The sequence below is a fragment of the Campylobacter subantarcticus LMG 24377 genome (assembly GCF_000816305.1).
Taxonomy (GTDB): domain Bacteria; phylum Campylobacterota; class Campylobacteria; order Campylobacterales; family Campylobacteraceae; genus Campylobacter_D; species Campylobacter_D subantarcticus.
Window position 1 is genome coordinate 507,482 of the sequence record NZ_CP007773.1, and the last position, 21,316, is coordinate 528,797.

The 21,316-nt window shown below is 31.4% G+C and carries 14 protein-coding genes, 1 tRNA gene and 2 rRNA genes; 11 read left to right on the forward strand and 6 right to left on the reverse strand.

Annotated elements, in window-relative coordinates; translation table 11 throughout:
- The first annotated feature begins 356 nt into the window (after positions 1–356).
- The 4 genes from CSUB8523_RS02715 (at position 357) to CSUB8523_RS09500 (ending at position 6,551) form a co-directional block, all read left to right on the forward strand.
- Positions 357–3,264: ribosomal RNA gene (locus tag CSUB8523_RS02715) — 23S ribosomal RNA — on the forward strand.
- Positions 3,265–3,460: 196 nt separating this feature from the next.
- Positions 3,461–3,577, forward strand: a 5S ribosomal RNA gene (gene rrf, locus CSUB8523_RS02720).
- Positions 3,578–4,557: 980 nt separating this feature from the next.
- A complete protein-coding gene (locus tag CSUB8523_RS02725) occupies positions 4,558–5,904 on the forward strand; it encodes an ATP-dependent DNA helicase (protein WP_043020345.1) in 1,347 nt (448 codons plus the stop codon).
- Between the two features lie 2 nt (positions 5,905–5,906).
- Positions 5,907–6,551 carry a flagellar basal body-associated FliL family protein gene (locus tag CSUB8523_RS09500; protein ID WP_052243653.1) on the forward strand — a complete coding sequence of 215 codons (645 nt, stop codon included), beginning with the start codon at positions 5,907–5,909 and terminating at the stop codon, positions 6,549–6,551.
- Here CSUB8523_RS09500 and lolA read toward each other — a convergent pair whose 3' ends face one another.
- On the reverse strand, positions 6,552–7,058 hold the full coding sequence (gene lolA, locus CSUB8523_RS02735; protein ID WP_043019530.1) for a LolA-like outer membrane lipoprotein chaperone: 507 nt from the start codon (positions 7,056–7,058) through the stop codon (positions 6,552–6,554).
- 116 nt (positions 7,059–7,174) lie between these two features.
- Here lolA and secA point away from each other — a divergent pair, with 116 nt between their 5' ends.
- The 7 genes from secA (at position 7,175) to CSUB8523_RS02770 (ending at position 14,700) form a co-directional block, all read left to right on the forward strand.
- The gene (gene secA, locus CSUB8523_RS02740) at positions 7,175–9,766 is read left to right on the forward strand and encodes a preprotein translocase subunit SecA (protein ID WP_039663181.1); all 2,592 of its coding nucleotides are present in this window, start codon (positions 7,175–7,177) and stop codon (positions 9,764–9,766) included.
- A gap of 8 nt (positions 9,767–9,774) precedes the next feature.
- Entirely contained in the window at positions 9,775–11,067 is a 1,293-nt protein-coding gene (locus CSUB8523_RS02745; protein ID WP_039663183.1) for a sigma-54-dependent transcriptional regulator, read from the forward strand.
- Positions 11,068–11,076: 9 nt separating this feature from the next.
- Positions 11,077–12,096 carry an aspartate-semialdehyde dehydrogenase gene (locus CSUB8523_RS02750; protein WP_039663185.1) on the forward strand — a complete coding sequence of 340 codons (1,020 nt, stop codon included), beginning with the start codon at positions 11,077–11,079 and terminating at the stop codon, positions 12,094–12,096.
- A 12-nt stretch (positions 12,097–12,108) separates the two neighbouring features.
- Positions 12,109–12,615 carry a YqhA family protein gene (locus CSUB8523_RS02755; protein ID WP_039663187.1) on the forward strand — a complete coding sequence of 169 codons (507 nt, stop codon included), beginning with the start codon at positions 12,109–12,111 and terminating at the stop codon, positions 12,613–12,615.
- Between the two features lie 14 nt (positions 12,616–12,629).
- Positions 12,630–13,652 (forward strand): uroporphyrinogen decarboxylase, encoded by a 1,023-nt coding sequence (gene hemE / locus CSUB8523_RS02760; protein ID WP_043019531.1) that lies wholly within the window; start codon positions 12,630–12,632, stop codon positions 13,650–13,652.
- On the forward strand, positions 13,649–14,557 hold the full coding sequence (locus CSUB8523_RS02765) for a radical SAM protein (RefSeq protein WP_082018421.1): 909 nt from the start codon (positions 13,649–13,651) through the stop codon (positions 14,555–14,557). The genes hemE and CSUB8523_RS02765 overlap by 4 nt, the downstream gene beginning before the upstream one ends.
- Positions 14,558–14,625: 68 nt before the next feature.
- A tRNA-Asn gene (locus tag CSUB8523_RS02770) sits at positions 14,626–14,700 on the forward strand.
- Positions 14,701–14,787: 87 nt separating this feature from the next.
- On the opposite strand, the gene CSUB8523_RS02775 is transcribed toward CSUB8523_RS02770, so the two are convergent.
- From CSUB8523_RS02775 to der, 5 genes are read right to left on the reverse strand one after another with little or no spacing between them, the layout of a single operon-like run.
- Positions 14,788–17,187 (reverse strand): tetratricopeptide repeat protein, encoded by a 2,400-nt coding sequence (locus CSUB8523_RS02775; RefSeq protein ID WP_043019532.1) that lies wholly within the window; start codon positions 17,185–17,187, stop codon positions 14,788–14,790.
- Positions 17,188–17,195: 8 nt separating this feature from the next.
- Positions 17,196–18,431 carry a serine--tRNA ligase gene (serS, locus tag CSUB8523_RS02780; protein WP_043019533.1) on the reverse strand — a complete coding sequence of 412 codons (1,236 nt, stop codon included), beginning with the start codon at positions 18,429–18,431 and terminating at the stop codon, positions 17,196–17,198.
- 12 nt (positions 18,432–18,443) lie between these two features.
- The gene (gene trpS / locus CSUB8523_RS02785) at positions 18,444–19,403 is read right to left on the reverse strand and encodes a tryptophan--tRNA ligase (protein WP_043019534.1); all 960 of its coding nucleotides are present in this window, start codon (positions 19,401–19,403) and stop codon (positions 18,444–18,446) included.
- The gene (locus CSUB8523_RS02790; RefSeq protein WP_043019535.1) at positions 19,400–19,897 is read right to left on the reverse strand and encodes a shikimate kinase; all 498 of its coding nucleotides are present in this window, start codon (positions 19,895–19,897) and stop codon (positions 19,400–19,402) included. The genes trpS and CSUB8523_RS02790 overlap by 4 nt, the downstream gene beginning before the upstream one ends.
- A complete protein-coding gene (der, locus tag CSUB8523_RS02795; RefSeq protein WP_043019536.1) occupies positions 19,881–21,266 on the reverse strand; it encodes a ribosome biogenesis GTPase Der in 1,386 nt (461 codons plus the stop codon). Before der ends, CSUB8523_RS02790 begins: the two co-directional genes overlap by 17 nt.
- Between the last annotated feature and the right edge of the window lie 50 nt (positions 21,267–21,316).

Genomic DNA, 21,316 nt, shown 5'->3' on the forward strand with positions numbered 1-21,316 from the left:
TATACTTCCTTTAGGTTTTAAGACCTATATAAATAAAACATAAACATATGATTTATTTTTTATGATAATTATTTAAAATATTTTATTGGTTATTGTTTATTTAACGTTATTTGAATTATCATTGTTAAGAGTCACAAGCAAGTTTTAATAAAAACAATTTTACAGGACTTGTTAAAGGATAAAACCTAACTATCTTTTCTTTAGCTTTTAGTTAAAGACAAGTTTTAAACTCACAGCTTATTAGACTAATGTTTTTTAGTTTTGTTAAGTGTTTAAATGCTTTCCGTCTTAAGATAGTAAAGTCTTATCATAAAAACTTTAACAAGGAAGTGATGCGTTTTAGAATGAATTTAAAAAGGTAAGCTATTAAGAGCGAATGGTGGATGCCTTGGCTGGTAAAGGCGATGAAGGACGTACTAGACTGCGATAAGCTACGGGGAGCTGTCAAGAAGCTTTGATCCGTAGATTTCCGAATGGGGCAACCCAGTATATAGAGATATATACTACCATAATGGAGCGAACGTAGGGAATTGAAACATCTTAGTACCTACAGGAAAAGAAATCAATAGAGATTGCGTCAGTAGCGGCGAGCGAAAGCGCAAGAGGGCAAACCCAGTGCTTGCACTGGGGGTTGTAGGACTGCAATGTGCAATAGGTAAGGTTAGTAGAACACTCTGGAAAGTGTAGCCATAGAGGGTGATAGTCCCGTATACGAAAACCAAACCTTAGCTAGCAGTATCCTGAGTAGGGCGGGGCACGAGGAATCCTGTCTGAAGCTGGGTCGACCACGATCCAACCCTAAATACTACTACCAGACCGATAGTGCACAAGTACCGTGAGGGAAAGGTGAAAAGAACTGAGGTGATCAGAGTGAAATAGAACCTGAAACCATTTGCTTACAATCATTCAGAGCACTATGTAGCAATACAGTGTGATGGACTGCCTTTTGCATAATGAGCCTGCGAGTTGTGGTGTCTGGCAAGGTTAAGCACACGCGAAGCCGTAGCGAAAGCGAGTCTGAATAGGGCGCTTAAGTCAGATGCTGCAGACCCGAAACGAAGTGATCTATCCATGAGCAAGTTGAAGCTAGTGTAAGAACTAGTGGAGGACTGAACCGATAGGCGTTGAAAAGCCCCCGGATGACTTGTGGATAGGGGTGAAAGGCCAATCAAACTTCGTGATAGCTGGTTCTCTCCGAAATATATTTAGGTATAGCGTTGTGTCGTAGTATAAGGGGGTAGAGCACTGAATGGGCTAGGGCATACACCAATGTACCAAACCCTATCAAACTCCGAATACCTTATATGTAATCACAGCAGTCAGGCGGCGAGTGATAAAATCCGTCGTCAAGAGGGAAACAACCCAGACTACCAGCTAAGGTCCCTAAATCTTACTTAAGTGGAAAACGATGTGAAGTTACTTAAACAACCAGGAGGTTGGCTTAGAAGCAGCCATCCTTTAAAGAAAGCGTAATAGCTCACTGGTCTAGTGATTTTGCGCGGAAAATATAACGGGGCTAAAGTAAGTACCGAAGCTGTAGACTTGATTTTATCAAGTGGTAGGAGAGCGTTCTATTTGCGCCGAAGGTATACCGGTAAGGAGTGCTGGAGCGAATAGAAGTGAGCATGCAGGCATGAGTAGCGATAATTAATGTGAGAATCATTAACGCCGTAAACCCAAGGTTTCCTACGCGATGCTCGTCATCGTAGGGTTAGTCGGGTCCTAAGTCGAGTCCGAAAGGGGTAGACGATGGCAAATTGGTTAATATTCCAATACCAACATTAGTGTGCGATGGAAGGACGCTTAGGGCTAAGCAAGCTAGCGGATGGAAGTGCTAGTCTAAGGTAGTAGGAGGTTATATAGGCAAATCCGTATAACAATACTCTAAGAACTGAAAGGCTCTTCAAAGTCTTCGGACAGCGAGGAGAATTGCTGATGCCGTCGAGCCAAGAAAAGTTTCTAAGTTTAGCTAATGTTGCCCGTACCGTAAACCGACACAGGTGGGTGGGATGAGTATTCTAAGGCGCGTGGAAGAACTCTCTTTAAGGAACTCTGCAAAATAGCACCGTATCTTCGGTATAAGGTGTGGTTCGCTTCGTATTAGGATTTACTCCGAAAGCGAAGAAACTTACAACAAAGAGTCCCTCCCGACTGTTTACCAAAAACACAGCACTCTGCTAACTCGTAAGAGGATGTATAGGGTGTGACGCCTGCCCGGTGCTCGAAGGTTAATTGATGGGGTTAGCATTAGCGAAGCTCTTGATCGAAGCCCGAGTAAACGGCGGCCGTAACTATAACGGTCCTAAGGTAGCGAAATTCCTTGTCGGTTAAATACCGACCTGCATGAATGGCGTAACGAGATGGGAGCTGTCTCAAAGAGGGATCCAGTGAAATTGTAGTGGAGGTGAAAATTCCTCCTACCCGCGGCAAGACGGAAAGACCCCGTGGACCTTTACTACAGCTTGACACTGCTATTTGGATAAGAATGTGCAGGATAGGTGGGAGGCTTTGAGTAATAGACGCCAGTTTATTATGAGCCGTTGTTGAGATACCACTCTTTCTTATTTGGGTAGCTAACCAGCTTGAGTTATCCTCAAGTGGGACAATGTCTGGTGGGTAGTTTGACTGGGGCGGTCGCCTCCCAAATAATAACGGAGGCTTACAAAGGTTGGCTCAGAACGGTTGGAAATCGTTCGTAGAGTATAAAGGTATAAGCCAGCTTAACTGCAAGACATACAAGTCAAGCAGAGACGAAAGTCGGTCTTAGTGATCCGGTGGTTCTGTGTGGAAGGGCCATCGCTCAAAGGATAAAAGGTACCCCGGGGATAACAGGCTGATCTCCCCCAAGAGCTCACATCGACGGGGAGGTTTGGCACCTCGATGTCGGCTCATCGCATCCTGGGGCTGGAGCAGGTCCCAAGGGTATGGCTGTTCGCCATTTAAAGCGGTACGCGAGCTGGGTTCAGAACGTCGTGAGACAGTTCGGTCCCTATCTGCCGTGGGCGTAAGAAGATTGAAGAGATTTGACCCTAGTACGAGAGGACCGGGTTGAACAAACCACTGGTGTAGCTGTTGTTCTGCCAAGAGCATCGCAGCGTAGCTAAGTTTGGAACGGATAAACGCTGAAAGCATCTAAGCGTGAAGCCAACTCTAAGATGAATCTTCTCTAAGCTCTCTAGAAGACTACTAGTTTGATAGGCTGGGTGTGTAATGGATGAAAGTCCTTTAGCTGACCAGTACTAATAGAGCGTTTGGCTTATCTTATTTAAGCATCACTTCCTTGTTAAGGTTTTTAATAAAGCTTTGAATATTTTTATATGAAATGTTTGTATAAAAATTATATTTTTAGTTTATAAAATCTTACAAGTAAAGTTTATATTAGAACTTGCTCTTAACATTGTTTTTTAAGTATTCTTGATAAAAATAGTATAAAGTTTAAATAGAATATTTAAATAACAATGTCCGTGATTATACAGATGTGGAGACGCCTTGCTCCATCCCGAACCAAGAAGCTAAGCACATCGTGGGTGATGATACTACGCCTTACTGGCATGGGGAAAGTAGCTCATTGCGGACTTGTTAATTCTCTTATTATTCTTACTTATTACTTAGATAAATCCTTAATTAGTTTATTCTTTACTTTTTTAATTAGTGATAGTTTTTATAGTTTTATAATTTATTTCTTTATGGTTTTTATGTAATGAATATCTTTCTAGGAAAGTGATTAATTATAATAAAGAGCTTTTAAGAGATAGTTGTGAAAAGTAGATTTCTTTTATTTCTTTTATTTCTTTTATTTCTTTTATTTCTTTTATTTCTTTTATTTCTTTTATTTCTTTTATTTCTTTTATTTCTTTTATTTCTTTTATGGTGCGATCATGAATTATTTATAGTTTTTTGGTGTTTAGTGGTTTAGTTTTTATTGCTTGTGGTGGATTAGTTTGATTAGTTGGTTTAGTTGGTTTAGTTGGTTTAGTTGGTTTAGTTGGTGGTGCTTTGTAGATTGTATTAAATTATTTTAATAATTTATGGCACCTTGTTTTAATTTTTAATTGTGTATATCTTTTTTATTGATTTACTAAATTTGCTTTTATGTGTTTTTAGTTGAAATTGTAGTTTTATATTTTTTGCTTGGAGTGTGTATTATAAAATTAGTATATTAGTTGGCTACTTGGTTATTTGGTTAGATTATTATAGATGTTTTTATTTATTTAAGGCATTGTTTTTCTTTTATCATTAATAGACTTAGGGGATTGTTGATTAATATAAGAAAGTAGATTATTAAGGCAATTAGTATAGTTATGATTTATTAATGGTTTATGGGAGAAGTGTAGTTTTTAATTATTTTTTATAGTTTTTAGGTTGTGTTGATATGATTGAATTATTATAATGATTGATTAGTGGGTTGGGTTTGAAAATTTAGTTGTAGCTTACTAATGTACTTAAATTGGTATATGGAAATAAAAATTTAAAAAGATATTAATTGGTAAAATATGTATTTGGTTTGTAAGAGATTTTTATATGGGTTTTACTAGATTATAATATAATGTTAAGATGATATTAAGTAGATTGGAAAATTTTTTAAGAGATAATAATATATTTTTAAGTGGTGGCGCAGGTGTCGGTAAGTCTTTTTTAACTACAGAGCTTATAAGATCTTATAGAGCTCAAGGAAAAATCGTCGTTGTATTGGGTTCTACTGCACTTAGTGTTTTTAATATAGGTGGGGTTACTTTACATAGTTTTTTTGCTTTTAAAAGATGTCAAAATTATGATGAGTTGTATTATGAAGATAGGAAACAAAAAGATAAACTAGAAAAATTAAAGAGAATTTTAAAACAATGTGATTTGTTGGTTATTGATGAAATCTCTATGGTAAGTGCCTCATTGATGGAAATGATTTATTACAGATTATCAAGAAGTGGTTTTAATGGTAAAATTTTATTAGTTGGAGATTTTTTTCAACTTCCACCTGTGGTTAAATATAAAGAAAATCAAACTCAAAATACTTTATTTCAAAATACTTTATATGCTTTTTCTTCGCAAGCTTGGAATGATCTTAAATTTATTAATTTAAAACTTAGCATTGCAAAAAGAACTCTAGATAAGCAATTTTATGAATATTTGTTTTTTCTTAGAATGGGTGAAGTGAATAAAGAAATGTTAAATTTCTTTAAAAAAATGCTAATTAGTTCAAAAAATTTACTTGAGTATATGGATGAATATACTCTATTGTGTGCCACAAATAAAAAAACTAATCATATTAATACTGAAAAATTAAATCTTTTGCAAGGTGAAGAAAGCATATTTAAGGCAAAAGCTGAAAAACTAGATTGTGCTTTAGATGATAAAACTTATGAGCAGTGGATTAATGGGCTTAATTCTTTGAGTGAGTTAAAATTAAAAATAGGTGTTAAGATTATTTTTTGTGTGAATAATAAAGAAGAAAATTATTATAATGGGGAGCAGGGTATTGTTTTAGATTTTGCAAAAGACAAAGAGCAAGAATATGTTCTGATAGAAAAAAATAATGGTGAAAGATTGAAATTAAAACCATATGAATATACCTTGGAAGAGTATGAGCTTGATGCAAATGAAAAATTAGAAATTAAAATAAAAGCCAAATTTATTCAATTTCCTATAAAATTAGCTTATGCTATAACAATTCATAAATCTCAAGGTATGAGTATAGATAAATTAATATGTGACATAGATGGAATTTTTGAAAAAGGACAATTATATGTTGCTTTATCAAGAGCTATTAATCCAAATAATTTAAAAATTGTATATAATTATAAAATTCCTTTTGAAAATTATTTTTTAAATATTTTAAAGATAGATAAAGAAGTTAAGCGGTTTTATTTAGAAGAAAAATTTATAAATTTAGAAGAGAATTTGGAGTAAATATGAAACGGATTGTAATTTTATTTTTTTCTTTTTGTGGTATTTATGCTAATTCTTTGAGTATAGAAGATTTTAGAACAGATTTGTATTCAAAAGTTGGAAATAATACTTTAAAAAAGATTGAAATAACTTTAGATTTTGAGGGAGAAAATTTAGATCAAAAGAAAATCATAGACGCATTAAATACTATTGTATCTAGTTATTTTTATGAAGATTTGTTCACAGAAGTGGGTAAAAATAACTTCAAAGAAACTTTGCTTAAATTTAGTAATAAAAAATACAAAACTCAAATAAAAAATATTTACATTTTAAAAATTAACTCAGTGGCTCAATTTGATATAGAAGAACTGAAGCGTTTTGTAAAAGATTTAGAAAAAAAAGACAAAGATTTAAAAGAAACTGCTAATCAAGAAGAAATTCAAAATATTCTTAAAGTTACTAAAACTTCAGATCAAAATAATACCCAACCAAAAGATATGAATGCTACTCAAACAAGCAGTGCTAAAGATAGCAATGTAAGTTTCAATCAAGATGTTAATGCAAGCAAAGAGGCTATGGATATGATTTTAAAAACTATGGAAAATACTCAAATGCAAATATTAGTACCAAGCAAAGAACAAGATTTATTCAAAGAAATACCATTTTGATTATTGGATTATATCAAAATGGCTTGGGATTTTTGGTATAAAAATATTTTCGTTAATATTTTGATCAAATTTTTGGTTGTAAAAATAAATAATGACTAAATTTCCTAATTCATCTTTATAAGAAATACTGTTAAGATTGCTATTTTTTAGCTTGATGTTGTATATAATATTTTCGTATTTTGCTTCATAGTTTTCATGAGATATTAATTTTGCATTTTTAAAAATTGCTTGAAGATTTGGTAAATTTTGCAATTGAGTATAAATGGCTTGTTCTAATTCAGGTTCTACAATCACAACTTCTTTGTGATTGATATAGATTTGCTTTTTATTTGGCTTAGTATAATTCCAAAAGGCTTTATTTTGAGTAATGATAAAATTTCCCTTATAATTTAGTGAAGAATTATTACTTTGTACTTTTTGTTCAAAATCACTGCTAAAATTTTTAAAATTTATATTAAATGCAAAAATATTACAAGAAAATATCATTGAAAATACAAAATATCTCATTATTGTCCTTTAAAAATTTTGCAAATTATATAAAATTTATGCAAATGAAATTTTATATAGTTCTAATTAAAATCAAGATATAATCTAGCATATATTTTTATAGTTAAAGGTAAAAAATGTTTTCTAGCGTATTTAAAGTAATATTTGGCACAAAAAATGATCGAGAAGTAAAAAAATATCTAAAAAGAGTTACTCAAATAAATGCTTTAGAAAATAAATATGAAAATTTAAGTGATGATGAACTTAAAAAAACTTTTTTGGATTTTCAAAAACAAGTACAAGAAGAAAAAATAACTTTAGATGAAATTTTAAATGATATTTTTGCGATAGTTAGAGAAGTTGGTAAAAGAACTTTAAATATGCGTCATTTTGATGTGCAATTAATAGGTGGTATGGTTTTACATGATGGCAAAATAGCTGAAATGAAAACAGGCGAGGGTAAAACCTTGGTTGCAACTTTACCTGTTGTATTAAATGCTATGAGTGGTAAAGGTGTGCATGTAGTTACTGTAAATGATTATTTAGCTAAAAGAGATGCAGAGCAAATGAGTGCTATTTATAATTTTTTAGGTTTTAGTGTTGGAGTGATACTTTCAGAACAAAATAGTGATGAAGCACATAAAAAAGCTTATGAGTGCGATATAACTTATGGTACAAATAATGAATTCGGCTTTGATTATTTGCGTGATAATATGAAATTTTCAAAACTTGAAAAAGTACAAAGAGAGCATAATTTTGTTATAGTTGATGAAGTAGATAGTATTTTAATAGATGAGGCAAGAACTCCACTTATAATAAGCGGACCTACAAATAGAACTTTGGATGGTTACATTAAAGCAAATGAAGTAGCAAAACAAATGCAAAAAGGCCTAGCAGCTACTACTCCTCAAGAATTACCAAGTGGTGATTTTGTTATTGATGAGAAAAATAGGACTATTATGATTACAGAGGCTGGAATTTCTAAGGCTGAAAAATTATTTGGAGTGGAAAATTTATATAGCTTAGATAATGCAATATTAGCCCATCAGCTTGATCAGGCCTTAAAAGCACATAATTTATTTGAAAAAGATGTGCATTATGTATTAAGAGATAAAGAAGTTGTAATTGTTGATGAATTTACGGGAAGGTTAAGCGAAGGAAGACGTTTTAGTGATGGTTTACACCAAGCACTAGAGGCTAAAGAAGGGGTGAAAATTCAAGAAGAGAGTCAAACTTTAGCAGATATTACTTTTCAAAACTATTTTAGAATGTATAAAAAATTAGCAGGTATGACAGGTACTGCACAAACTGAAGCAACAGAATTTTCTCAAATTTATAATTTAGATGTGGTTTCTATACCTACAAATATACAGGTTGCAAGAATAGATAAAGATGATTTAATTTATAAAACTCAAGAAGAAAAATTTAAAGCAGTTATTGAAGAAATAAAAAAAGCAAATGCAAAAGGTCAACCGGTTTTAGTAGGGACTGCAAGTATTGAAAGAAGTGAAGTATTTCATAACATGCTTGTAAAAGAACGTATTCCTCATCATGTGCTTAACGCTAAAAATCACGAACAAGAAGCTTTGATCATACAAGATGCGGGTAAAAAAGGTGCAGTAACTATAGCTACCAATATGGCGGGTCGTGGGGTTGATATAAAAATAGATGATGAAATAAAAGCTTTAGGAGGGCTTTATATCATAGGAACTGAACGCCATGAAAGTAGAAGAATAGATAATCAACTTCGTGGACGTGCAGGGCGTCAAGGTGATCCTGGTGTAAGTAGATTTTATTTAAGTTTAGAGGACAATCTTTTGAGAATTTTTGGTGGTGATCGTATTAAAAACATCATGGAAAGATTAGGTATAGAAGAGGGTGAGCATATAGAAAGTCGCATTGTTACAAGAGCTGTTGAGAATGCACAAAAAAAAGTTGAAAGTTTACATTTTGAAAGTAGAAAACATTTGCTTGAATATGATGATGTGGCTAATGAACAAAGAAAGACCATTTATAATTATAGAAATGAATTACTAGATGAAGAATTTGACTTGCAAGATAAGATTTTAAAAAATATTGCTGAATATAGCAATCATTTGGTAAGTCAAATTTATCTAAATGCAGAGCTTGAAGATGATGTTAAACATTTTGAAAGCTTAAAGCAAAAAGTAAGTTATGAGTGTAATCTTGAGCTTAGCGAAGCTGATTTTAAAGACTTGGGTGTAATTGAAGTAGAAAATAAATTAAGTGAAATTTTAGAAAAAGCTTACAAAGATAAAATGAATATTATTGAAGATAAGGAAGCTAGAAAAATTGAAAGAATTCTATATCTTCAAATTTTGGATAATCTATGGAGAGAGCATTTATACCAAATGGATATTTTGAAAACTGGTATAGGTTTAAGAAGTTATAATCAAAAAGATCCTTTAGTAGAATACAAAAAAGAAAGTTATAATCTTTTCATGGAGCTTGTTGAGCGTGTTAAATTTGATAGTTTGAAATTGTTATTTAATGTAGTTTTTACTCAAAAAGAAGCACAAAATTTTGAAGAAAGAAGCCATGAACAAAACGAGCAGTTTTTAGCTAGTACTACAGAAAGTGGTGTTAATGAAAATGGTGAAGCACAAATTACTAAAGTGCCTAGAAATTCACCTTGTCCTTGCGGTAGTGGTAAAAAATATAAAGAATGCCATGGTAAAAGTGGTCCTAAAAAAGGTATTTTAGCTTAAGGTATGCAATGAATTTAGTTATAGTTGAAGATGATATCAATATGAGAAAATCACTCGAAATTGCTTTGAGTGAGTATGAAGAATTTGCTATAAAATCTTATAAATCAGCAACTGAAGCTTTAAAAAAACTAAATGATGATGTTGATTTGATTATTACAGATATTAATATGCCGGGTATGGATGGTATTGAATTTGTGCAAGCTTGTGAGAATAAATATGATTTTATTATTATTACAGGTAATGCAACGCTAAATCGTGCCATAGAAGCAGTAAGACTTGGAGTAAAAGATTTTCTAGTAAAACCATTTGATATTAATACTTTAGTAACTGCGATAAAACGCGTAAAAATAATTCAAGAAAAGACTTCTAAAAAAACAAACAAAAAGATTATCAAAAAAGAAGAAAATCATCAAGATTTTTATGGTATTTCTGAAGCTTTAGAAGATTGTTTAAAATTGACTACTAAGGCTGCTAAGACAGATGCAAGCGTGCTTTTTTTTGGAGAAAGTGGGGTAGGTAAAGAAGTTTTTGCAAATTTTGTGCATAAAAATTCAAAAAGAGCACAAAAACCTTTTGTGGCTATTAATATGGCAGCAATTCCATCAAATTTGATAGAAAGTGAGCTTTTTGGTTTTGAAAAAGGTGCATTTACCGATGCTAATACTACTAAAATAGGGTTGTTTGAGCTCGCTAATGAAGGCACTTTGTTTTTAGATGAAATAGGTGAAATGCCTTATGAAATTCAAGCAAAATTATTAAGAGCCTTGCAAGAAAAAGAAATTACAAGGTTAGGAAGTACTAAAAGCATCAAGATTGATGTAAGAATTATTAGTGCAACTAATGCTCATATGGAAAAAAAGATTGTAGATAATGAATTCAGACAAGATTTATATTATAGGCTTAATACTATTCCTATTAATATACCACCACTAAGAGAGCGTCAAGAAGAAATTTTGCAAATTGCACAAAAGGTATTACTTGATACATGTAAAGAATATGATTTTAATGAAAAAACTTTAAGTCAAGAAGCACAAGGTGCTCTATTAGCTTATGATTTTCCAGGTAATATTAGGGAATTAATTTCTATTATACAAAGAGCTTGTATTTTAAGTGAAAATGATGAGATTAGCGCTCAAGATTTGTTCTTAGAAAGTAGAAAAAGTAAAGATATTAAAAATCTTGAAAAAGAATTGATTTTAGAAGCTTTAAAAAATTCACAAGATATTACAGAAGCAGCTAAGCTTATAGGGATGAGTGAGAAAATTTTTAGTGAAAAAATGAAAAAATACAATATTACTTAAAAAGGATGGATGATGAAAAAAATAGCCATTGTAGGTGCAACTGGAGTAGTCGGAGAAGAGCTTTTAAATGTTTTGGATGAGCTTGATTTCCCGGTTGAAAGTATTTTACCATTAGCAAGTGCAAAAAGTGCAGGTAGCGAAGTAGAATTTAGAGGTAAAAGCTACAAAGTTAAAGAATTAACCCCAAGTGTCTTTAAGGAAAATCCTGTAGATATTGCTTTTTTTAGTGCTGGAGGAAACATAAGCGCTGAGTATGTAAAATACGCAGTAGAGTGTGGTGCTGTAGTGATTGATAATACTAGCCATTTTAGAATGGATGAAAATGTTCCTTTAGTAGTTCCTGAATGCAATAGTGAAGATATTAAAGATTGGGAAAAAACAGGAATTATTGCTAATCCAAATTGCTCTACTATACAAATGGTGCATGTTTTAAAACCACTTGATGATGTATTTAATCTAAAAAGGGTAGATGTAAGTACTTATCAGGCTGCAAGTGGTGCAGGTAAAGAAGGTATGGAAGAATTAGTTCAAGGAATGCAAAGTTTTTTTGCTTTTAAATTAGATGAATTTGAGGCAAAAACTTTTCCATATACCTTAGCTTTAAATTTAATTCCTCAAATTGATGTTTTTAGTGAAAATGGCTACACTAAAGAAGAATTAAAAATGGTAAATGAAACGCAAAAAATATTGCATAAAAAACTTGAAATTTCAGCAACTTGCGTAAGAGTCCCTGTGCTTAGAAGTCATAGTGAAGCCATTACTATGCATTTTGAAAAAGATGTTGATGTTGCTAAGGTTAGAGAGATACTTTCTAAAGCACCAAGTGTTGTTGTGATTGATGATGTAGAAAATAAAAAATATCCTATGCCACTTTTTATGAGTGATACTAATGAAACTTATGTAGGAAGAATTAGACGCGATATTAATCATAAAAACATTTTACATTTATGGTGTGTGGCTGATCAAATTCGTGTTGGGGCGGCTACAAATGCAGTGCGTATTGCAAAAAAATGGTTAGAATTGGTTTGATAAAGGGGAAAAATGCTAGGAAAATTTTTTGAAAATTTATTAGTTAAAAGTCGTTTGGTTACTATTTTACCGGTTATTTTTGGTCTTGTTGGTGCTTTTGTTTTGTTTTTTATAGCTAGTTATGATGTAATTAAAGTTTTAAAATATGTTTTTGAATACTTCATGGTTTCTAATTCAACAGTAGATTTACATGAGGATATTGTAGGTTTAATTATAGGTGCTGTGGATTTATACTTAATGGCTTTGGTTTTATTTATCTTTTCTTTTGGAATTTATGAACTTTTTATTAGTGAAATACAAGAGTTTAAAAAAACAAAACAATCTAAAGTGTTAGAAGTGCATAGTTTGGATCAGTTAAAAGATAAGCTTGCAAAAGTAATCATCATGGTTTTAGTTGTAAATTTTTTTCAGAGAATTTTGCAAATGCAACTTAATACAGTTTTGGATATGACTTATTTGGCAGGTTCTATTTTAGCTCTTTGTATAGGTCTTTATTTTTTACATAAAAGCGATCACTAATATAAGGAATAAAAATGATTTTTATTGATGCGTGCTTAAAAAAACCAACTCCTTACACTCCTGTTTGGATGATGCGTCAAGCAGGAAGATATCTGCCTGAGTACATGGAAGTTAGAGCAAGCGCTGGGGATTTTTTATCTCTTTGTAAAGACTATAAAAAAGCAAGTGAAGTTACTTTGCAACCTGTGGATATTTTGGGTGTTGATGCGGCTATTATTTTTTCAGATATTTTAATGGTGCCTTTAGAAATGGGCATGGATTTAAAATTTGAAAAAGGCGAAGGGCCAGTATTTTCAAATCCCATTAAAATTAAGGAAGATTTAGAAAGATTAGATGTTGAAAAAAGTATTAAAAATCTTTCTTATGTTTATGATACCTTAGCGCTTACTAGAGAAAAACTTGCACAAGATAAAGCTTTGATTGGTTTTTGTGGAAGTCCTTGGACTATTGCTACTTATATGATAGAAGGTGGTGGTAGTAAAAATTATGCAAAATGTAAAAAATTAGTTTATCAAAACCCTGAATTTTTACATCAGATTTTATCTAAACTTACTTTAGCATTGAAATACTACATTCAAGAGCAAATTAGAGCAGGTGCTAATGCTATACAGATATTTGATAGTTGGGCGAGTGCTTTAGAAAAAGAGATGTTTTTTGAGTTTTCTTTTAAATACATGCTTGAAGTTGCTGATTTTATAAAGGAAAAATATCCGCATATTCCCGTGATTTTATTTCCTAAAGGTGTTAGTGGATTTTTAGATGATATAAATGGAAATTTTGATGTTTTTGGTGTAGATTGGAGTACTCCTTTAGAATTAGCTAAAGAAAAACTAGGTGTTAGATATACTTTGCAGGGCAATATGGAGCCTTGCAGATTGTATAATAAAAAGACGATCGCAGCAGGAGTGGATAAAATTTTAAATATCATGCAAGATAGTGCACATATTTTTAACCTTGGACATGGTATTTTGCCTGATATTCCTGTTGAAAATGTTAAATATTTTATCAAGTTAGTTCAAGAGAAATCACAAAAGTGAATAAAATTACCTTTGGTCCTATAAGTTCAAGAAGATTTGGGCTTTCTTTAGGGATTGACTTAAGTCCAAATCAAAAACAATGTAATTTTGATTGTGTATATTGTGAATTACAAGCTGCAAAACCCATGGAAAAATCTTTAGTATATCCAAAAATTCAAGATATCTTAGAACAAGTAAAGCAAGCTTTAGCTAGTGATGTGAAATTTGATTTTCTTACATTAACCGCAAATGGTGAACCCAGTTTGTACCCTTATTTAAAAGAATTAGTTTGTGAGTTAAATAAAATAAAACTAGATAAAAAACTTTTGATTTTAAGTAATGGTAGTGGTGTATTAAATCCAAATATACTCAATGCTTTATTGGATATTGATGTGGTTAAATTTAGTCTTGATAGTGCTAAAGAAAAAACATTTTATAGAATAGATAAAGCTTTAAAACAAATTAAACTTGAAACAATGATAGATAAAATGATTACCTTTAGGGAAAAATTTATAGGTGAGCTTATCATGGAAGTTTTGGTTGTACAAGGCTTAAATGATAATAAAGAAGAAATGTTAGCTTTAAATGAAATATTTGGCAAAATAAAGCCATTAAGAGTAGATTTTAGCACTATTGATAGACCTCCGGCTTATCCTGTTAAAGGTATATCTATGGAAAAATTAGAAGAATTAAGTATGTATATTACTAGTGTGCCTATTGTGCTTGCTAAGCATTATTATAAAGGTGAAAAAATTGATTTTAATGCTCAAGAGCTTTTGAAAATGTTGCAACTTAGAGCTCAAAGTGAATTTGATGTTGAAAATAAATTTAGTCAATATAGCAAAAATGTATTAGAAAAATTAATTAAAGAGCAAAAAGTCGCTGTAAAAAATTTAGCAGGAGTAAATTTTTACAAAAAAATATAATTTTTTGTAAAAAACTCTTGACAAAAGTATTTTTTTCTTATATAATACCATTTCTTATTTATTGATTTTCCGGATTAGCTCAGCGGTAGAGTAGTCGGCTGTTAACCGATTGGTCGTAGGTTCGAATCCTACATCCGGAGCCACTTCTTTTTAAGTTATAATTCTGATTTTTATAAGTATTAAATAAATTATATGATTTTTATATAACTAGTATTTTCATTTTGAAAATACTAGTTTTTTATATCAAAAGTAAAGAATTTGCTTTCAAAATTATTACCTACTTTTTCATATTGAAATATGGCAGGTTCTAGGTTTTGCACTTCATGATATAAAAGTCCTAAAGCAAGCCTTGCTTCTAAGGTCTCTTCATTTTCTAATCTTGCAAGTTCAAGTAAAGCTATAGCTGAATTTGGATTATTTGAACCTATTGCTGCAACTGCAGCTAAGAATAAAGTTTGAGCATCTTTAATTTTATAATTATCTATTAAAATATTATAAAGTGTATATGCTTCTTGATATTCTTTTGCAAATATATCTACATAAGCTAGAGCAAAGATTAATCCAATGGAATTTTTATTACTCATAGCAAGTCTTTTTTTAATATCATTTCTAACATGATTAAGTAAACCTGTTATTTGCATAAGTGTTACATAGCTATCTTTAACTATTCCAGCCCCACCAGACAAAGAATTATAATCAAGTTTGGTATTTAAAAAATACATTTGCGCTTGTTTGGCGTATTCTTTGATATTTAAGTTCATATTTTTGGAGTTAAAATATAAAATATTGCTAATAATATCTTCACTCAATAAATCTTTTAATTCTTTTATTTTTTGATTTCTTAGAGTTTCAAGATTATTGCCATTTGCAGCTATAATAGCAAATATTAGCTCCAAAGGTGTGTTATTGGTATTTGAAAGATTATCTAAGTAAGGAATAGTAGCAGTAAAGTCATTTTTGGCCAAATATAGCAAATATTTGTATATATTGTTGTTTTGATCAATGGTATTATCTGCTTGGAGATTTTCTAAAAGTTCATTAGCAAGTTTTGTATAATCTTTCTTTGCTAGATCCATGCAATATATGCCAAAAATTCCTGCAATATAATTTTTAGGATTTAAATGATATGCGGTTGAAAAGTGCTTGTAAGCATTATTATAATCTTGTAACTGTGCATAAGTTAGGGCAAGATTATAATGAATTACGTCATGAGCATGATAAATTTCACTTAAGTTTTTAAATTCTTGATTAGCCTCTCTTAAGTGAAAATTAAAAGCTAAATTAATAGCATGGGATAATTCTATATTAACCCCCGATAAAGTCTTGCTTTTAACAAGCAATTCGTTTTCATATTTATATCCTTGTATAAAATTTCCCAAATCGGCCTTTGTGATAAGCTCCATGCTTTGTTTAACATCAAAAACATGATATGGTGAGAAGTAAAACAGTAAATCATATATTTGTTGTTTTCCGGTAATTAATCTCTTGGCAAAATTTTGTTGAGCTATATCAATGTTCGAAAAATTTCTTTTTAATCTTGTTTTGATATTATAGTATTTTGAACCTATATCTTTATCTTTGATGTAAAGAGATTTTAAAATTTGTGCACCACTTTCAAATTGACCAGTTTTTAATTCAACTAAAGCTAAAGCAACCTTACTTCTTGCTTCATGCTTTTCTATCTTTGAAGCTTTTTCAAGATATTCTTTAGCTTTTTGGTATTCTCCTGATTTTGCATATAATAAGCCTAAGGGTAAACTTGCTTCATAATCTTCTTGTTTTTGTAAAAAATCAATGGCATTTTTTTCTGATTTTAATAAGGTATAAACTTTTGCTCCAAGATAATAAGATTCACCTTGATAACCATTGATGTTGTTTGAACGTATAAACATTTGTAAAGCTTCAGGGTAAAATCCTTGATAATAATTAATTAAACCCAGGTAATAATCATACAAGGATGACTTGGAGTCTTGTGGCAAATGCACTCTTGCTAAGTCAAGATAGTAATTAAATTTTTCTTTATTGCCAAGATTAAAATAACACACAGCAGTGTTTATAGCAGCAGCTACTTTGTGTTCTTCTAATTCTAAAGATTGCTTGAAATTTTCAATTGCGCTAGCATAATCTTTTTGTTTCATTTGGGCTACGCCAAGATTATAACTAGATAAGGATTGATTGAAAATATTAATATTATTATAAAGTTCTAAAGCACTTTCTATATCACCTTTTTCATATAATAAATTTGCTTTTTGTACTACAAGATCTAAAGCTGATTGTTTTACTTTAGTGATGCTTGCACTAACATTATCTTCTAAAATTGGACTATTTGCAATGACTTTTTTATCATTTTTAAATACAAGAAGTAAAATCAAAATGACAAGCAATATTAAGGCAAGACCTCCAAGTGCAGAAATTAAAATAGTAAATTTTTTATCAAAAAGCTTTTTTTTCTCCTCAGGTTGTGGTGTTTGAGGTTCTTCTTTTACTCTTTGAAAGGTGCTTTCTTCCTCCTCTAATTCAGGAGGTATCATACCAGGAGGGATAGCTTGTTCTTCTCCTGGATTTTCATCTATCTCAGAGAAAGCTTTTTCTTGGTTGTCTTGTTCTTTAAGTGTTACTTCTTCAGCCATGTTTTCTCTTAAAAATATTTTCTTAATATGTCAGGAATTCTTATATTTCCATCTTTTTCTTGATAATTTTCCATAATAGCTACCAAGGTTCTTCCAACAGCTAGCGAAGAGCCATTAAGTGTATGTGCTAATTCGTTTTTGCCTTTATCATTTTTAAAGCGAATTTTTGCACGTCTTGCTTGAAAATCTTTACAATTAGATACAGAGCTAATTTCACGGTATTTATTTTGAGATGGAAGCCATACTTCTAAATCTACTGTTTTAGCAGCTGAAAAGCCTAAATCTCCGGTGCAAAGCATTAAATGTCTATGAGCCAATCCTAAAGAACTAAGCAAATCGCTTGCACAAGTTAGCATTTCTTCAAACATCATTTCGCTTTGTTCAGGTTTACATATGCTAACAAGCTCTACTTTTTCAAATTGATGTTGTCTGATAATGCCTCTAGTGTCTCTTCCCGCGCTTCCTGCTTCTTGCCTAAAGCAAGCACTGTAACAAGTCATTTTTAAAGGCAATTCTTCTTGGGTTAAAATTTCATTAGAATAAAGATTGGTCACAGGAATTTCAGAAGTTGAGATGAGGTATAAATCATCATTTTCTACCTTATACATATCATCTTTAAATTTTGGAAGCTGTCCGGTGCCATACATGGTTGCGCTATTGACTAAAAATGGCACATTAACTAGTTCAAAACCTCTACTTCTATTAAAATCTATCATATAATTTACTAAAGCTCTACTTAGCAAAGCCCCTTCATTTTTGAGTACACAAAAACGACTTTGTGAGATTTTAACCCCTCTTGTAAAGTCAAGCCAGTTTAATTTTTCACCTAAATCATGGTGTTCTTTGATCTCAAAATCAAAACTAGGCGGAGTAAGTATTTTTTTAAGTTCGACGTTTTCATCTTCATCTTCCCCTAAAGGTACACAATCATCTGGTATATTTGGCACTGCAAGAGCAATTTGTTCTAGTTTTTCTTCTAGTGTGCTAACGATTTTTGATTGAGTGTTGATTTTTTCTTTATTTTGGCTTAGCTGTGTTTTTAAACTTTCTTTATCTTGTGCAGTTGCAAGTTCTTTGCTAAATTTATTTTGAAAAGCTTGAAATTCTTCCAAAAGTGCTTTTTCTTTTTTTAAGTTGACAAATAATTCACTGAGTTCTTTAAGTAAATTTTCATCGACTTTTTTAGCTTTTAATTTTTGTGTGATTTCATCAAAATTATTTTGTAAAAGTTTTAGATCTAACATTATAACTCCTTATTACAGTCCTATTTTAGCATAAATTTTTTCCATTGTTTCTTGAGCTTGTTTTTTTGCTTTGCTTGCTCCAAATTCTAAAATCTCTTCGATTTTAGAAGGATTAGCTAGTAGTTTCTCATACTCTTCTTTGGCTGGAGCAAAATACTCACTAATAATTTCATTTAAATACATTTTAAAATGCCCATATCCTTCACCGCCTTTTTGATATCTCGCGATTAAGGCTTCTTGTTCTTGAGTGTTTAAGAATAGTTTTGCAATGTTAAAGACATTACATTGGATGTGATCTTTTGGATCTTCTAAAGCTGTACTGTCTGTAACGATAGAAGAAATTTGCTTTTTGATGGCTTTAGGAGTATTGAAAATATCAATGGTGTTTTGATAAGATTTGCTCATTTTGGATCCATCAGTACCTGGCACTACCGCAACTTCATCATTAGTTTTTGCTTGAGGCAAGGTGAAAATTTCTCCCCATTCGTTGTTGACTTTTAGGGCAATATCTCTTGCAATTTCAACGTGTTGAATTTGATCTTTGCCGACTGGAACTATTTGAGCATTAAAAAGTAAAATATCTGCAGCCATTAAAACAGGATAGGAAAAAAGCCCATGGTTGGCGTTTAAGCCTTTGGCGATTTTATCTTTGTAGCTATGTGCTCTTTCTAAAAGCCCCATAGGAGTAAATTGAGAAAGGATCCAGTAAAGCTCCATTACTTCTTTGACATCGCTTTGTAACCAAAAAACACTTTTTTGTGGATCAATCCCTAAACTCAAAAAAGCTGCTGCAGCTTTAAGTGAGTTTTGTCTAAGTTTTTCCCCATCAAAACTTGAAGTCATAGCGTGGTAGTTTGCTATAAACATATACATTTGACTTTCTTCTTGCATGTTTAGCATTTGTTTGATTGATCCAAAATAATTTCCTATATGTAAATCTCCGCTTGGTTGTAAACCTGTAATAACTCTCATTTTACCTCTTTTTTAATCTCTTTGATAATTTTTTTAATGCTTTTGTTTTCAATGTTAATTATAATATCTGCTTTTTTTTTATATTTTTTTATTCTTTGCTTAAAAAGCATTTTAGCGTTGTTTAGATTAGTCAGTAAAGGTCTTGTGGATAATTCCTCTTGGTTTAATCTTTGTAAGATGTATTCAAAACTTGCTTGTAGATAAACAATTTTACCGATATTTTTTAACCCTTTTTGTTGTATAAAACCGCCACCACTTGCAATGGAACAATTTTGAGTGTTAGCAAGAAAAGTAAGCAATTTTTTTTCTTCTTTACGAAATTTTTTCTCCCCGTATATTTTGAAAAATTCACTAATTTTAAGATTAAATTTATCTTTAATCAAACAGTCTGTGTCTAAAAAAAATTTATCATATTTTTCTGCATAAGCTCTTGCAATAGTCGTTTTACCACAACCCATAAAACCTACAAAAAGGAGATTATCCTTCTTGCTCATCTTTACTACCTTTTTTTCTTGAAGCTAAAATCAAAGGCACGCCCTCAAAATTAAAATGTTTTCTGATTTGATTTTGTAAATAGCGTTTATAACTAAAATGCAAGGCTTTAGGTCGATTCATGATTAGAGCTATTTTTGGAGGTGCTAAGTCATACTGCACAGCATAGTATATCTTAACTAGTTTTCCATAATCATGAGGCAATGGATGTGCTCTTGTGGCCTCTTCTACTAAAGCATTTAATTTTGCTGTTGGAATTTTTTGCGTGAAATTTGCAAAAACTTCTAAGATTTTATCTAAAAGCACGTGCACTCTTTTTCCGCTTAAAGCTGATACGCTTACAACAGGTGCATAAGCTAGAAATTTAAAACGATCTAATTTTAATTCTTTTAAAGTTTTATCAAAATCAAGCTCGCTTTTATCCCATTTGTTTAAAACAATAATCACGCCTAAACAATGTTTGGCAGCAAGTCCTGCGATACGCTCATCAAGCTCATTAAAACCCTCAGCTGCATCTAGAACTAAAAGTGCAATTTGAGCATTAGCTAGAGCATATTCGGTTCTATTGAGTGCATAGCGCTCTAAGCCTTGTATTTTTCCACGTTTTCTAATCCCTGCAGTGTCTACAAATTCGATGATTTTATCTTTATGCATAATGCTTTCATTAACAGGATCAATGGTGGTGCCTGCTATATCGCTTACCACGCTACGTTCTTCTTTTACTAAGGCATTTAAAAGACTTGATTTTCCTACATTCACTCTACCAATAATCCCCACTTTAATGTGGTTTTCATTGATGGTTTTTAGTTTAAAATCTCCGCTATTTTCATCAAAATTTTCTAAATAACTTTCAAAGTCTTCTTCTTCATCTGCATTTAAAAAACTTTCATTTAAAAATTTACCAGCCCACATGCAAAGTTCATCGATGCCTATATTATGCGTAACCGAGATGTTAAAAACTTCTTTAACACCAAAATTTGAAAATTCCCAAGATCTTTCTTCGTCTTTTTTATTATCGACTTTATTGATTACTAAAGCTATGGGTTTGTTGAGTTTTTTCATTTCATAAAAAAATGCTTTATCTTCATCATCAGGTAGGAATTTGCCATCAACCATATAAAAGATAATATCGCTATTTTTAGCGGCTTTTAGTGAATTTGCTTTGACGTTTTTAAAAAGCTCGTTGCTCTCATCAAGCCCACCGCTGTCTATTAGCAAAGCTTTTTTACCATCAATCTCTACTTCGATTTTGTTTGTATCTCTTGTGGTTCCACTAATATCACTAGTGATAGCTATGCGCTTTCTTGCAAGTCTATTAAAAAGACTTGATTTGCCAACATTTGGTTTTCCTATTAAAATAATACTTTGCATTAATACTCATTTTTAAATTTTTATTCGTGATTATATAAAAATTGCCTTAA